Source organism: Aeromonas intestinalis (assembly GCF_054052485.1).
In genome coordinates, this window is sequence record NZ_JBSTYK010000021.1 from 1 (window position 1) to 13,818 (window position 13,818).

The window sequence follows — 13,818 nt, forward strand, 5'->3', positions numbered from 1 at the left end:
TGCTGATATAACATGGAGTTGGCATGGAATTGCTCCTGATTGGTTAAACGGTAATGACACTCAACCGAAACCGTTAGCAGCGTCCATGCCACCTTGTTTACTCCTTATATTTCAATGAATTACCAACACCTCCGCATATCCATCAGCACAAATGGCGCAACAAGACGTCCCTATCAGCCTATTTAACTACCCAATATTGCATTTACAGAGTATTACGCTGATAAATAGGCAATCCATTGCGCATGACCGACGAGTCCACTGCTACTCATCCACATTGGCGACCGATGCCAGCTCCACATTCAGCCTGACGACCCCCTGCTTGAGTGCCCAGGAGATGGCCTGGCACTTGCTGTTGGCCCCCAGCTTGGTCACCACGTTATTCAGATGGAACGTCACCGTGCGCGGGGTGATCCCCAGGATCTGGGCGATGTCGCTGGTCTGCTTGCCCTCGGCCGCCCAACGGCACACCTCCAGCTCCCGCAGGCTCAGGGCGTCGTGGGGGGAGATCCCCACCAGACAGACTCGCGCCACGGCTTCGAAGATGTGCATGGAGAGCCAGGTGAGGGAAGGCACATCCGCCAGCCACTGTGACTCGGTGCGCGGCGCCGTGGTGATGAGGGAGAGCAGACCGACATGACCGTTGGCCCCGTGCCAGGGGAAAGTGATCCCATCGCACAACCCCGCCTCCCGGGCCAGGGTCATGACCGACAGACTCTGCGCATCGCACACCCCCTCCTTCATGAGGTCCGCCCACAGGATGGGGGTACTCTGCACCATGCCACGCTGCACCACGGGATCGATGGCGAAGAAGCTGGCCTGGGTATAGGCATCCACCCAGGCCTGGGGGCAACCGTTGAAGATGATGACATCCGGCCGCTGTATGGTATTGGGGAAGATCAGGGCCATGCGAAAATGCTCGAACCCCATGTGTGCCGTCAATGTCCGTAACAGCGCCACTATGGTGCGCTCATCGTCAGCCTCGTCAAACCGGGCGATGAGATCTAATGCGTCAGTTGTATCCATGTCATTGTCTTGCTTGAAACGGTAGCCATATTGTTCAACCCCAACCCCAATGGGCGCTGAACCAGCCGTTAACGAATTGCAACAACCAGGCTACAAAAAACAAAAAGCCCGGTGACGCGAGTCATCTGGGCCATATGAAAGAGGGGTGGAACCACTCGAAACCAAATCTAACCATCCCATAAAAAGGGGAAAAGTGATAATTATTAATATATTTAGTAAATAAAAACTCCAATTGACATATTTAACACAACCAAATCCCATTAAATGCAGCATATAAAACTACAGCAGGGTGCGAAGCGGGCCATCCAGAGGTGCGTCGCCCATCGTTCATTGCACAGCGCGCCCCCACAGACGCTGTCCACGAGGATCCCGGCAGGCTGATTCGATGCTGACACCTGAGCCGACCTGCACCGGACACAGCAAAGGCCCAAGCCGGGGCAAACAACGGGCCGTCAGCTCCCGGCAAGGACGCATGACCATGAGCCCTTGCCCTCCGTCAAATCGATGGACAACGCTTCTTCTCAGGGACGCTCCCCCAGCGCCAACCGGCGGTTGATGTCGGCAATCACGGGCGCGATGTCTGCCAGGGTGTCGATGACATAGTGGGCCCCCGCCGCGCGCAGCTTGGCCTCGGCGGGAGCGCGGCGCACAGCGACCTCCTCCTGCCCCATGGCCGCAAACTCTTCCCAGGTGGCACCGAATTCGTTGCCGGAGACAGAGAGCCCCACGGTCCACATGCCGGCGTTCAGCCCCTCGCTGATGCCGGGCACGGCGTCATCCACCTTGATGCAGCGATGCACCGCGCCTATCCCGAGCGCTATCACGTTGGCCAGCGCCATCCAGGGGCCGGGACGCCCGCCCGCCTTGAGATCATCGGTGGCGACCCAGTGATCCGGGCGATAGCCCAGCTCGGCCGCGGCCGGCACCAGGGCCTCCATCACGGGACGCGGATAGCCGGAGCAGGAGCCGATGCGCAGACCCTGCTCCCGCAAACTGGCAAGCACCGGCAGAACTCCGGGGATGGGGGCGGCGAAGCGGGTCACCGCCGCTATCTGCAGCGGCATGAAGGTGTGATAGAGGTGATCCACCTCGTCGCGGCTCATGGGGTGGCCGAAGCGGGCCTGCCAGCGGGCATCCACCGAGGGCAGACGGCCGAGGGTGGCGATGTGATCCCACTTGCCAAGACCCATGGGCTGGCGTGCTTCCTCCAGAGTCACCTCGAAATCAAACGCCCGGGCAAAGGCCTCCACGAAGATGGACGTCGGCGCGAAGGAGCCGAAGTCCACCACGGTTCCGGCCCAGTCGAGGATCACGCCCTGAACGTCAGTGGCGGGGTGAGAAGCGGTCTGCATGTCAGTCATGTGAGTTTTCCTGTTCCTGTGAGGTTTCGATCTCGCCGAGGGCCTGATCGAGGATGGCAATGGCCTGCACCAGATCGGCGCGGCTGATGTTAAGGGGGGGTGAGAGCTGGATGACGTTGCCCTGGGAGACCTTGAAACTGAGGCCCAGCGCCAGGCAGCGATAGAGCAGCCGCTCGGCGGCCTGGCTGGCCCGGGCCCGGCTTTGGTGGTCAGTCACCAGATCCAGCGCCCACAGCAGGCCGATGCCGCGCACCTGGCCTACCAGGGGATGACGCTCGGCGAGCTTGCCAAGTTCGGCGGCCATGAAGCGGCCATCCTCCTGCGCCTTGGCCAGCAGCCCCTCTTCGCGGATCACCTCGATGGTGGCCAGCGCCGCCGCGCAGCCGATGGGGCTCTTCTCATGGGTGTAGTGACCGAGCGAAATGGCGGCCGCCTGATTGAAACGATCCCGGGTGATGAGGGCTGCAAACGGCACCACACCGCCCCCCAACCCCTTGCCGAGGCAGATGATGTCCGGCTCGATGCCGAACTCCTCGAAACTGAACCAGTGACCGGTACGACCCAGGGCATTGGGGATCTCGTCGACGATGAGCAGCACCCCATGGCGATCGCAGATCTCCCGCACCCGCTGCCAGTAAGCTTTGGACGGTACCTGCACATCGGTATTGCGGATGGGCTCGGCGATGAAGGCGCCTATCCCCCCTTCCTTCTCGATCACGTATTCCAGGTAGTCGGCGTAGTGCAGATCCTCCCCTTCCCCGCGATACCAGGCTCCGCGATAACGGGTAGGGGGCGGGATCCGCTCCACCCCGGGGAGCAGCGGCCCCATCCCGACCCGAAAACAGGCCTCTCCCCCCACCGAGATGGCATCGAGGGAAGCGCCGTGAAAGGCATCCCACAGCGACACCACCTTGCTGTTGCCGGTGATGAAGCGGGCAAGCTTGAGGGCGATACCCACCACCTCGCTACCCCCGGGGGCAAACAGCACCCGGTTGAGATCGCCGGGGGCCAACTCCGCCAGGGTGCGGGCACAGTCGATGGCGACCGGATGGGTGTAGCGACGCGGCGCAAACGGCAGCTCAGTCAATTGCTGCTGCACCCGCGCCACCACCTTGGGGTGGCCATGGCCGAGCTGATGCACGCTGTTGCCGTGAAAATCCAGATACTGATGGCCGGAGGCACTGGTCAACCGGCACCCCTGCGCCCCCGCCAAGAGATCGAGACAGGGGCTGGAGAGGGCCTGATGGAGGAAATAGCGGCCATCGTCGGCCAAGCCATCGCGCACGGGTTCAGGCTGACCCGCCCACCAGCGCTGGCGCGCCGCCCCCAGATTGATGTCCCCCTCGGTGTCGGCGAGGCCGCCGCCGGGCAGGGTCGGGTAGCCGCTCATCGCGCTCCCTCCTGCCAGTAGCAGGCATCCGCCATGGCGGCCAGCAGGTCACGCACCTTGGCCGGCGTCACGTCGCCGATGTTGCCGATGCGAAAGCAATCCGCCCGTGAGACCTTGCCCGGGTAGATGACGAAGCCTTGGGCCTTGAGGCGCTGATAAAAATCGACGAAGCGGTAGTCGGGATGGGTGGGGGAGTAGAAGGCCGTGATGATGGGAGATTGCCAGGCCGTGGGCAGCAGAGGCTCGAAACCGAGGGCGGCCATGTCTGCCACCAGGGTGCGCTGGTTCTCCTGATAGCGGCGATGGCGCGCGGTGATGCCCCCCTCCTCTTCCAGCTCCCGCAGCGCCTGGGCGAACGCCAGCACGGTGTGGGTCGGCGAGGTGAAGCGCCACTTGCCCCCCTGCTGCTCCATGGTCTGCCACTGGGCGTGCAGATCGAGGGAGACGGAGCGGGCCCGTCCGGCGCAAGCCGCGAGGGCGGCGCGGCGGGCGATGACGAAACCAAAGCCCGGTACCCCCTGGATGCACTTGTTGGCGGAGCTGATGAGGAATTCGATGCCAAGCTGCCCCATGTCGATGGGGATGCCGCCGAAGCTGCTCATGGCATCGACGATGAAGCGGATGCCGCGGCGCTGGCAGAGCGCCGCCACCTCCTCCAGCGGGTTCAGCATGCCGGTGGTGGTCTCGCAGTGCACCATGGCCAGGTGGCTGATGCCGGGATGCCCATCAAGCAGGGCGTCGATGGTCGCCACCTCGGGGCGCTCGGTCTCGCCACAGTCGAGCTCGAGATGATTCAGGCCGAGGCAGCGCGCCATCTCCACCATGCGGGCCCCGTAGGCACCGTTGTTGATGATGAGCAGGCAGTCATCTTGCCCGAGCGCCGAGCCCAGCACGCTCTCCACCACATAGCTGCCGCTGCCCTGCAGCAGCACGGCACTGTAGTCGGCGGCATATTGCGAGGTCATGGCAAGACGCACCAGCTCGCGGCGGATGGGCTCCACCACCCCCAGGTTGTAGTCCGCATCCCAGGTGCAGCTGTCCTGCAACATGGCGGCGCGCACCGTGGGGGTGGTGGAGAGGGGGCCCGGGGTCAGCAGCAGGTAGTCGACGGCAGCGGGGGCGGCAGGAATGTGGGTCATGGTTTGCTCCATTTGGTATATACCAGATTGAGCTTATTGTGCTGAACGCCCCCTTCCGGGTCAAAGGGGTGCCCCTACGTGCAACAAAAAATTCATTTTTGGCGCCATCATCGCGATAATCTAGAGATCCTGAATCGGGGACCAAAACTGGTCTCTACCAAGCATGTTTTCGTCCACAAGGATCCCCATGAGCAAACCTCAATACCTGCAGATCAAGGATGCCCTCACCACCCAGATCCAGGCGGGCGGGCTGCAGGCCAACGACAAGCTCCCCTCCGAACGGCTGCTGGGAGAGCTTTACGGCACCACCCGGGTCACCATCCGCGAGGCCCTGGTGCAGCTGGAGGCAAACGGCCTCATCTACCGGGAAGACAGGCGCGGCTGGTTCGTGACCCCGCCCCGCTATCGCCTGAACCCGAGACTCACCTCCAACTTCCACCAGATAGTGCGCGAGCAAGGGGGGGAGCCTTGTACCGAGCTGCTGGAGAAGGGCCGCCAGCCGGTGCCCCCCGCCCTGATGACGCGGCTGCAGCTCAAGCCATTCGACAGCCTGTTCCTGCTCAAGCGGCTGCGCTACGCCAACGGGCGCGCCCTCTGCTACTGCGAGAACCACTGCCTGCCCGAGCGGGTGCCCGGCCTGCTCGAACTGGATCTCAACGGCAGCCTGACCGAGATCTACGAGGCCCACTACGGTCTGCAGTACGCCCGCATGCAGGTGCGCTTCTTTCCCACCGCCCTGCCGGACGAGGTGGCCAAGGCGCTGGGGGCCACCGCCGGACTGCCGGCCCTGCGCCTTGAGCGACTCAACTTCGATCAGCACGGCCGGGTGCTCGATTTCGATCTGGAATACTGGCGCCACGACAGCCTGGAGATCGAGGTGGACACCGGGGAGTAGCCTCATCAAAACGTCACGGGGCTGTCACCCGAACGTCACAAACCTCCCCTAGCCTCTCTCTCGACCAATCTGGTTTATACCAACACTTGATGGAGACAGAGGATGAAACAGGGAACCCCCTTGCTGGCGAGCGCACTGCTGGCCGCCATGACAGCCCCGGTGATGGCCGCGACCGACCTCACCGTCTATACCGCCTTCGAGCCGGAGCAGCTCGCCGAGCTGAAAACCGCCTTCGAGCGCCAGCACCCGGATATCACCATCAAGTGGGTACGGGACTCCACCGGCGTGGTCACCGCCCGGCTGCTGGCCGAGAAGGCCCAGCCCAAGGCCGACGTGGTGTGGGGACTGGCGGCCACCAGCCTGATGCAGCTCGACCAGCAGCAGATGCTGGCAGGCTATGCTCCCAAGGGGCTGGACAAGCTCGACAGCCGCTTCCGTGACCCCAAGGCCGAGCCGCACTGGATCGGGCTTGACGCCTTCTTCAGCGCCATCTGCTTCAACAAGGTCGAGGCCGAGAAGCAGGGGATCCCGGCGCCGACCAGCTGGAGCGACCTCACCAAGCCCATCTACAAGGGCAAGGTGATCATGCCGAACCCCAGCTCCTCCGGCACCGGCTTCCTGAGCGTGGCGGGCTGGCTGCAGACCATGGGCGAGCAGCAGGGGTGGCAGTACATGACCGGCCTGCATCAGAACATCGACCGCTACACCCACTCCGGCTCGGCCCCCTGCAAACTGGCGGCCAGCGGCGAGACAGTGGTCGGCATCTCCTTTGACTTCCCCGCCACCAGCCTCAAGGGCAAGGGCGCTCCCATCGACGTGATCTTCCCAAGCGAAGGCTCGGGCTGGGACATGGAGGCCGCCGCCATCCTCAAGGGCACGCCCAAGCTCGAGGCCGCCAAACAGCTGCTGGACTTCGCCGCCACCGAGCAGGCCAACAGCCTCTACAACAAGTCCTTCGCCGTGGTCGCCATTCCCCAGGTCGCCAAGGCCAGGGACGGGTATCCTGCCGACATCAAGGGCCAGATGATCGAGAACGACTTCGCCTGGGCCGCCCGCGAGCGCAACCAGATCCTGAGTCAGTGGACCGCCAGCTTCGACGGCAAGTCCGAAGCCAAGCAGTAAGCGCCGTTCAGGTGAACAGCTGTCAACAAGGCCGACTCCCGTCGGCCTTTTGTCGTTGCGGGCAAGCGGCGCGTCCGACATCCATTCCCACCAGGGTGCTTGCCTTGCCCCCTCCGCCCTGACCCGCCGTCACGGCCCCGACCATCACGTTCCCGTCATCTTTCTGTCATGGCACGGTCACACTCCAATCGCAAACTGGTATATACCAAAACAGCAGTGAGCTCGACCATGACCCGGCCCTATCTGGATATCCAGCACCTCAACAAGCACTTCGGGCACTTTCAGGCCCTGACAGAGATCTCCCTTGGCATCGAGCAGGGGGAGTTCGTCTGCTTCCTCGGCCCCTCCGGCTGCGGCAAGACTACCCTGCTGCGGGCCATCGCCGGCCTGGATCTGCCGGACGAGGGCGAGATCTGGCAGGGAGGGCGCGACATCTCCCGGCTGCCCCCCCAGCAGCGGGACTTTGGCATCGTCTTTCAGTCCTATGCCCTCTTCCCCAACCTGACGGTGGCCCAGAACATCGCCTTCGGCCTCGAGAATCAGGGGCAGGACAGAGAGAACATCCAGCAGAAGGTGCAGCACTGGCTGGCCCTGGTCGGCCTCGATGCCCAGTCCCACAAGTATCCGAGCCAGATCTCCGGCGGCCAGCAGCAGCGGGTGGCACTGGCCAGGGCCCTGGCCCTCTCCCCCGGTCTGCTGCTGCTCGACGAGCCCCTGAGCGCCCTCGACGCCCTGGTGCGCACTCATTTGCGCAGCGAGATCCGCGCCCTGCAGCAGCGCCTCGGCATCACCACCATCATGGTGACCCACGATCAGGAGGAGGCGCTCACCATGGCGGATCGCATCGTGGTGATGGAGGGGGGGCGCATCGTGCAGGTAGGCACCCCGCAGGAGATCTACCACCAGCCGGCGAACCGCTTCGTGGCTAGTTTCGTCGGCACCATGAACTTCCTCGACGCCCTGGTGCTGAGCCCGCAGCAGGTACGCCTGAACGAGCAGCCCCTGGCGCTCGCCAACCGGGCCCAGGCCGGCAGCAAGTTGCAGCTCGCCATCCGCCCCGAGACCATCAGTCTGTCTCCCTCAACCCACGGCGGCTTGCAGGCCGAGGTGGAGCAGGTGGAGTTTCTGGGCGCCACCCAACGCCTCATCTGCCGCGCCCAGACCTATCTCGGCCCCCAGCAGGTGCTGGTGCAGCGCCCCAACGACGAAAAGGCCCAGTGGCGTACCGGCATGACCTGCTCCCTGCACTGGCCCGCCGACGCCGTACGCTGCTTCGACGGGGAGGCCTCATGATGATGCAACCCAAGACCCTGGGGACAAACCGCCCAAGGCTTCGCTGGCGCCAGCACCTCGGCGGCTGGAGCCGGGACAGCGTCATCCAGCTCGCGCTGCTGCTGATCGGCATCCTCCTGCTGGCCGGTGGCCTGCTGCTGCCCCTGCTCGCCATGCTGCAAAAGAGCCTGCAGGATCTGGACGGCAACTGGGTGGGGCTCGCAAACTTTCGGGACTACTTCCTCTCCCCCCACCTCACCCGCACCATAGGCAACACCCTCTGGCTCGGCCTGCTCATCACCACCCTGGTGATCACTGTCGCCTTCGGCTACGCCTACGCCCTCACCCGCACCTGCATGCCCGCCAAGGGACTGTTTCGCCTCATCGGCCTCATTCCCCTGCTGATGCCCTCCCTGCTGCCCGCCATCAGCCTGGTCTACTGGTTCGGCAATCAGGGGGTCGCCAAGGGGTTGCTCGGCGGGGAGAGCATCTATGGCCCCATCGGCATCGTGATGGGGCTGGGTTTCTGGTGCTTCCCCCATGCCCTGATGATCCTCATCACGGCGTTGGGTCACAGCGACGCCCGCCTGTACGAGGCCGCCAGGGTGCTCGGTAGTTCACCCCTTCGCACCTTCCTCACCGTGACCCTGCCCACCGCCCGCTACGGCCTGCTCAGCGCCGCCATCGCGGCGTTCACCCTGACCATCTGCGACTTCGGGGTGGCCAAGGTGATCGGCGGCCAGTACAGCGTGCTGGCCACCGACATCTATCGCCAGGTGATCGGCATGCAGAACTTCTCCCTGGGGGCGGTCGCCAGCGTCACCCTGCTGCTGCCCGCCCTGCTGAGCTTCGCGCTGGAGCACAGGGTGCGCAGCAAGATGCAGGAGCAGAGCAGCAGCAAGTCCGTCCCCTATCGGCCAAGCCCCCACAAGGTGCGGGATCTGCTGGCGCTGCTCTGGTGCGGGCTCTGGGCCCTGCTATTCCTGGCCCTGGTCGGCATGGCCATCTACGGCTCCCTGGTGCAGTTCTGGCCCTACAACCTCAACCTGACCCTGGCGCACTACGCCTTCGACAGCAACAGCGTCTACGGCTGGCAACCCTTCACCAATACCCTCAAGCTCGGCGCCCTCACCGCCATCTTTGGCACCGTCCTCATCGTGGTGCTGGCCTGGGCCCAGGAGAAGGGGCGCCACTTCGCCCCCCTGCGCCAGCTGATGCACCTGCTCGCCATGCTCTCCCTGGCGGTGCCCGGCATGGTGCTGGGGCTGGGTTACATCTTCTTCTTCAACCGGCCGGACAGCCTGCTCGGCAGCCTTTATGGCACCCTGCCGCTGATGGTGCTCTCCTGCATCATCCATTACTACACGGTGGGGCACATGACGGCGCTCACCAGCCTCAAGCAGTTGCCGCGGGAGCTGGAGCTGGTCGCCATCTCCCTTCGCATCCCGCTGCTCAAGGCATTCTGGCGCGTCACCCTGCCCGCCAGCCTGCCCGCCCTGCTGGAGATCTTCATCTACCTGTTCGTCAACGCCATGACCACCACCTCGGCGGTGATCTTCCTCTACTCCAGCGACAGCGTGCTCGCCTCCATCGCCGTGCTCAACATGGAGGACTCCGGCGACACGGCCGCGGCCGCCGCCATGGCCACCCTGATCCTGCTGGCCGCCGCCAGCGTCAAGCTGCTGCAACTCGGTCTCAGCCGCACCCTGCTGGCGCGTACCCAGCGCTGGCGCCAACCCTGACGTTCAACGGAGACAACATGCCCCACACTCAACTCTCCTTCTGGCTAGCCGAGGCCCTGGCCGCCGAGCAGCCTGCCGAGCCTACTCCTTTGCAAGGGCAACATGACGCGGATGTCTGCATCGTCGGCGGCGGCTTCACCGGGCTCTGGTGCGCCATCCAGCTCAAACAGGCGCAGCCCGAATTGCGGGTGCTGGTGCTGGAGAAGGGGCTGTGCGGCGGCGGTGCCTCCGGTCGCAACGGCGGCTGCCTGCTCACCTGGTCCGCCAAGTACCCCAGCCTGTGCAAGCAATTTGGCGAGGCACAGGCCGCCTGGCTGGTACGCACCTCGGAGCAGGCGGTGCACGAGATAGCGCGTTTTTGCGAGGTGCACGGCATAGCGGCAGAGCTGCGAGTGGAAGGCACCTGCTACACCGCCACCAGCGAGGCCCAGCGCGGCGCCATGGCTCCCATCATGGCGAGACTGGATGAAGCGGGATTGAACCGGTGGCAACCCATAGCGGCGCAGGATCTGGCGGGTCAGTGCGGCTCGGCGGCACATCTGGAAGGCGTGTTCAGCCCCCACGCGGGCTCGGTGCAACCCGCCCTGCTGGTGCGCGGCCTGCTGCGGGTCGCCCGCACCCTCGGGGTGGCGGTCTATGAACAGAGCCCCATGCTGCGCCTCGATGCCGGCCAACCGGCCCGCGTTCAGACGCCAGCGGGGAGCGTCAGCGCCGGCAAGGTGGTGCTCGCCATGAACAGCGCCATGGTGGAACATTTTCGCGAGTTTCGCCGCGCCATCGTGCTGGTCTCCTCCGACATGGTGATCACGGAGCCCGCCCCCGAGGCCCTGGCCGCCCAGGGAATGGATCACGGTCGCAGCACGGTGGATGGACGCACCTTCGTCTACTACGCGCGCTCGACCCCGGCCGGGCGCCTGATGCTCGGCAAGGGGGGCAACACCTTCGCCTTCGCCAACCGTCATCTGGCCAGCTTCGATGAACCCAGCCGCTACCTGGCCCCCCTCACCCGGGCCTTGCACCGCTTCTTCCCCGCCCTCAAAGACGTGCCCATCGCTGCCAGCTGGTGCGGCGCCTCGGACCGCTCCGTGGACGGCCTGCCCTTCTTCGGCCACTGACGCCGCCAGCCGAACATCGTCTACGGCCTGGGTTATTCCGGCAACGGGGTGGCCCAGAGCTGGATCGGCGGCCGCATCCTGGCGGCCATGGTGAGGGACGATAAACGGCAAGAGGATGCCCCCTGGCGCCGGTGCGCCCTGGTGGGGGGGCCGCGCGGCTACTTTCCACCCGAGCCCGTGCGCTGGCTGGGGGCCATGCTGGTGCGCAGCGCCATTCGCCGCAAGGAGCGGGCGGAGGATGCAGGGCTGCCCGTGCGCTGGTTCGACAAGCGTCTCGCCCGCCTCGCCGACGCCGCCGGCAAGGCCGACAAATAGCGAGCGTTGAGCCCGGCCAAGCGCACGATGGGCGAAAAAGGCCCCCATTATTCATTCAGTGAATGACAATCAAAAAATCATTCACCGTATTTATGGGGCAAGGGAAATGCCGCCTTGAGGAGCGTTCGGGCCAAGGTGGCGAGCAAAAACAGGGTCGAGCCCGGCAGCCCGGCGAGGAGATGGATGAATGGGAAGAGAGGAAAACAAAAGAGCCCAGATGATGAAATCATCTGGGCTCTTGAATGAATGGCGGAGGAGGTGGGATTTGAACCCACGGATGGTCGCCCATCGCCGGTTTTCAAGACCGGTGCATTCAGCCGCTCTGCCACCCCTCCGCAGCAGTGCGCCGAATACTACCCATCGCCTTCCCCCTTGTAAATCCCCGCCCCATCCGTTTGCCGATTTATTGGCCTAAATGACGCACAAATCCCGCAAACTGGGCATAACCCGCGCTTTTTCAATCGGATAACTTGACTTGAAAACAGACTCAACCACTATAGGGCCCACCCCCATATTCCCAGCAAGATGGACTTATGAGAATCAAACATGCCCTCTGTGCCGCCCTGACCGGCGTGACCCTGTTCGCCGCCCCGCTGCAGGCGAGTGAGCTGACCAAGAGCGATGTCGAGCAGATCGTGCGCGATTATCTGGTCAAGAATCCGGAAATTCTGGTCGAGATGTCCAATGCCCTGCGCGCCAAGCAGGAGAGCCAGCAGGCCGAGAGCGACAAGGCCCTGATCCAGGCCCACGCCAAGCAGCTCTACGCCAACAACGACGCCGAGAGCGGCAATCCCAAGGGCAGCCTGACGGTGGTGGAGTTCTTCGACTACAACTGCGGCTACTGCAAGCGCGCCCATCCCCTGGTCAAGCAGCTGCTCAGTCAGGACAAGGACATTCGCTACATCTACAAGCAGTTCCCCATCCTGAGCGAGACCTCCTACTACGCCGCCCGCGCCGCCCTGGCGGTGCAGCTCGGTCAGCCGGACAAGTATCAGGCCTTCCACGACAAACTGTACGCCCATCAGGGCCCCCTCGCCGACGAAGCCCAGGTGAAAGAGATCGCCAAGGCCGCCGGCGTCGACTGGAGCAAGGTCGAGGCCAAGATCAAGGATGGCAGCATCGACAAGAACCTCGGCACCAACCGGGCTCTGGCCGAAGCCATGAGCATCTCCGGCACCCCGGCCTTCATCGTCGGCGACCAGATCCTGCGCGGTGCACCGCGGGATCTGGCGAGTCTGCAGGCCATCATCAAGGACGTGCGCGCCGGCAAGAGCATCCAGTAAGCCCGCCCGTCGCCCATAAAAAACGCCCCGGCCATGCCGGGGCGTTTTGCTATCTGCGCACTGGCCGCTCAGGCCTGATAACCGTTCGGGTTCTGGCTTTGCCAGCGCCAGGTATCGGCCATCATCTGCGTGAGGCCCCGCTCGGCCTGCCAGCCCAGCTCGTCCCGGGCCAGGGTCGGTTCGGCCCAGCACTCGGCGATGTCGCCGGGACGACGGGGTTTGACCTGATAGGGGATGGGGCGACCGCTCGCCCCTTCAAACGCCTTGACCATCTCCAGCACCGAGTAGCCCTGGCCGGTCCCCAGGTTGTAGGTGAAGACGCCGGTGTCGCTCTCGATGCGCGCTAATGCCTTCAGATGGCCGATGGCGAGATCCACCACGTGGATGTAGTCGCGCACTCCGGTGCCGTCCGGCGTCGGGTAGTCGTCGCCAAACACCCCCAGCTCCTTGAGTTTGCCGACCCCGACCTGGCTGATATAGGGCAGCAGGTTGTTGGGAATGCCGTTGGGATCTTCACCGATGAGGCCGCTCTGGTGGGCGCCGACCGGGTTGAAGTAGCGCAGCAGCACGATGGCCCAGCGCGGGTCGGACTTGGAAAGGTCCCGCAGGATCTCTTCCACCATCAGCTTGGAGCGGCCATAGGGGTTGGTGGCACCGGTGGGGAAGTCTTCCCGCAGGGGCACCGAGGCGGGATCGCCGTAGACGGTGGCCGACGAGCTGAACACCAGCCGGAATACCCCCGCCCTGGCCATCTCCTCGCACAAGACCAGGGTGCCGGTCACGTTGTTCTGGTAGTAGGTGAGCGGGATCTGGCTGGACTCCCCCACCGCCTTGAGACCGGCGAAGTGAATGACAGACTCTATCTGGTAGCGGGCAAACAGCCCCTGCAGGCAGGCCCTGTCCAGAATGTCCCCTTCGACGAAGTCGACCGCCTTGCCGGTGATCCGCTCGACCCGTTTGAGGGACTCCGGCGAGGCGTTGGAGAGGTTGTCCAGCACCACCACTTGCTGGCCCGCCTCCAGCAGTTCGACCAGGGTATGGGAGCCGATATAGCCGGCGCCCCCGGTAACCAAGATTGTCATGTGTTATCCCGTATGCCGATGAAACTGGCCAGAGTGTACCCGCCTGCTCGGTGCGGGAAAAGCACAAGTCTCTGATGAC

10 protein-coding genes, 1 tRNA gene and 1 pseudogene are annotated in these 13,818 nt (G+C 64.2%); 6 read left to right on the forward strand and 6 right to left on the reverse strand.

The window, feature by feature from the left end:
* Positions 1-261 precede the first annotated feature (261 nt).
* The 4 genes from ACW5W7_RS19575 to phnW form a co-directional block, all read right to left on the reverse strand.
* Complete coding sequence (locus ACW5W7_RS19575) at positions 262-1,023, reverse strand: LuxR family transcriptional regulator (RefSeq protein ID WP_456502780.1); 762 nt, start codon at positions 1,021-1,023, stop codon at positions 262-264.
* 521 nt (positions 1,024-1,544) lie between these two features.
* Positions 1,545-2,384, reverse strand: coding sequence for a phosphonoacetaldehyde hydrolase (gene phnX / locus ACW5W7_RS19580; RefSeq protein WP_456502781.1), 840 nt, complete (start codon positions 2,382-2,384; stop codon positions 1,545-1,547).
* A complete protein-coding gene (locus tag ACW5W7_RS19585; protein WP_456502782.1) occupies positions 2,377-3,774 on the reverse strand; it encodes an aspartate aminotransferase family protein in 1,398 nt (465 codons plus the stop codon). The genes phnX and ACW5W7_RS19585 overlap by 8 nt, the downstream gene beginning before the upstream one ends.
* Complete coding sequence (phnW, locus tag ACW5W7_RS19590; protein WP_456502783.1) at positions 3,771-4,913, reverse strand: 2-aminoethylphosphonate--pyruvate transaminase; 1,143 nt, start codon at positions 4,911-4,913, stop codon at positions 3,771-3,773. Before phnW ends, ACW5W7_RS19585 begins: the two co-directional genes overlap by 4 nt.
* A gap of 187 nt (positions 4,914-5,100) precedes the next feature.
* On the opposite strand from phnW, the gene phnR reads away from it, so the two are divergent.
* From phnR to ACW5W7_RS19615, 5 genes and pseudogenes are all read left to right on the forward strand, one after another.
* Positions 5,101-5,808 carry a phosphonate utilization transcriptional regulator PhnR gene (gene phnR / locus ACW5W7_RS19595; protein ID WP_456502784.1) on the forward strand — a complete coding sequence of 236 codons (708 nt, stop codon included), beginning with the start codon at positions 5,101-5,103 and terminating at the stop codon, positions 5,806-5,808.
* Positions 5,809-5,910: 102 nt separating this feature from the next.
* Positions 5,911-6,930 (forward strand): putative 2-aminoethylphosphonate ABC transporter substrate-binding protein, encoded by a 1,020-nt coding sequence (locus tag ACW5W7_RS19600; protein ID WP_456502785.1) that lies wholly within the window; start codon positions 5,911-5,913, stop codon positions 6,928-6,930.
* A 228-nt stretch (positions 6,931-7,158) separates the two neighbouring features.
* A complete protein-coding gene (locus ACW5W7_RS19605) occupies positions 7,159-8,223 on the forward strand; it encodes a putative 2-aminoethylphosphonate ABC transporter ATP-binding protein (protein WP_456502786.1) in 1,065 nt (354 codons plus the stop codon).
* Positions 8,223-9,944, forward strand: a complete 1,722-nt coding sequence (locus ACW5W7_RS19610; RefSeq protein ID WP_456502822.1) for a putative 2-aminoethylphosphonate ABC transporter permease subunit — start codon at positions 8,223-8,225, stop codon at positions 9,942-9,944. Before ACW5W7_RS19605 ends, ACW5W7_RS19610 begins: the two co-directional genes overlap by 1 nt.
* Before the next feature lie 17 nt (positions 9,945-9,961).
* Positions 9,962-11,374: pseudogene (locus ACW5W7_RS19615) on the forward strand (FAD-dependent oxidoreductase).
* A 247-nt stretch (positions 11,375-11,621) separates the two neighbouring features.
* On the opposite strand, the gene ACW5W7_RS19620 reads toward ACW5W7_RS19615, so the two are convergent.
* A tRNA-Ser gene (locus ACW5W7_RS19620) sits at positions 11,622-11,709 on the reverse strand.
* Positions 11,710-11,907: 198 nt separating this feature from the next.
* Between ACW5W7_RS19620 and ACW5W7_RS19625 the strand changes: the two genes are divergently transcribed.
* Positions 11,908-12,657 (forward strand): DsbA family protein, encoded by a 750-nt coding sequence (locus ACW5W7_RS19625; protein WP_349921300.1) that lies wholly within the window; start codon positions 11,908-11,910, stop codon positions 12,655-12,657.
* 68 nt (positions 12,658-12,725) lie between these two features.
* Here ACW5W7_RS19625 and galE read toward each other — a convergent pair whose 3' ends face one another.
* The gene (gene galE, locus ACW5W7_RS19630) at positions 12,726-13,739 is read right to left on the reverse strand and encodes a UDP-glucose 4-epimerase GalE (protein ID WP_456502787.1); all 1,014 of its coding nucleotides are present in this window, start codon (positions 13,737-13,739) and stop codon (positions 12,726-12,728) included.
* Positions 13,740-13,818 lie beyond the last annotated feature (79 nt).

Bases quoted from the DNA above. Each gene is read 5' to 3' on its own strand.
- ACW5W7_RS19575 (WP_456502780.1), bottom strand. From the start codon at position 1,023: ATGGATACAACTGACGCATTAGATCTCATCGCCCGGTTTGACGAGGCT.
- phnX (WP_456502781.1), bottom strand. From the start codon at position 2,384: ATGACTGACATGCAGACCGCTTCTCACCCCGCCACTGACGTTCAGGGC.
- ACW5W7_RS19585 (WP_456502782.1), bottom strand. From the start codon at position 3,774: ATGAGCGGCTACCCGACCCTGCCCGGCGGCGGCCTCGCCGACACCGAG.
- phnW (WP_456502783.1), bottom strand. From the start codon at position 4,913: ATGACCCACATTCCTGCCGCCCCCGCTGCCGTCGACTACCTGCTGCTG.
- phnR (WP_456502784.1), top strand. From the start codon at position 5,101: ATGAGCAAACCTCAATACCTGCAGATCAAGGATGCCCTCACCACCCAG.
- ACW5W7_RS19600 (WP_456502785.1), top strand. From the start codon at position 5,911: ATGAAACAGGGAACCCCCTTGCTGGCGAGCGCACTGCTGGCCGCCATG.
- ACW5W7_RS19605 (WP_456502786.1), top strand. From the start codon at position 7,159: ATGACCCGGCCCTATCTGGATATCCAGCACCTCAACAAGCACTTCGGG.
- ACW5W7_RS19610 (WP_456502822.1), top strand. From the start codon at position 8,223: ATGATGCAACCCAAGACCCTGGGGACAAACCGCCCAAGGCTTCGCTGG.
- ACW5W7_RS19625 (WP_349921300.1), top strand. From the start codon at position 11,908: ATGAGAATCAAACATGCCCTCTGTGCCGCCCTGACCGGCGTGACCCTG.
- galE (WP_456502787.1), bottom strand. From the start codon at position 13,739: ATGACAATCTTGGTTACCGGGGGCGCCGGCTATATCGGCTCCCATACC.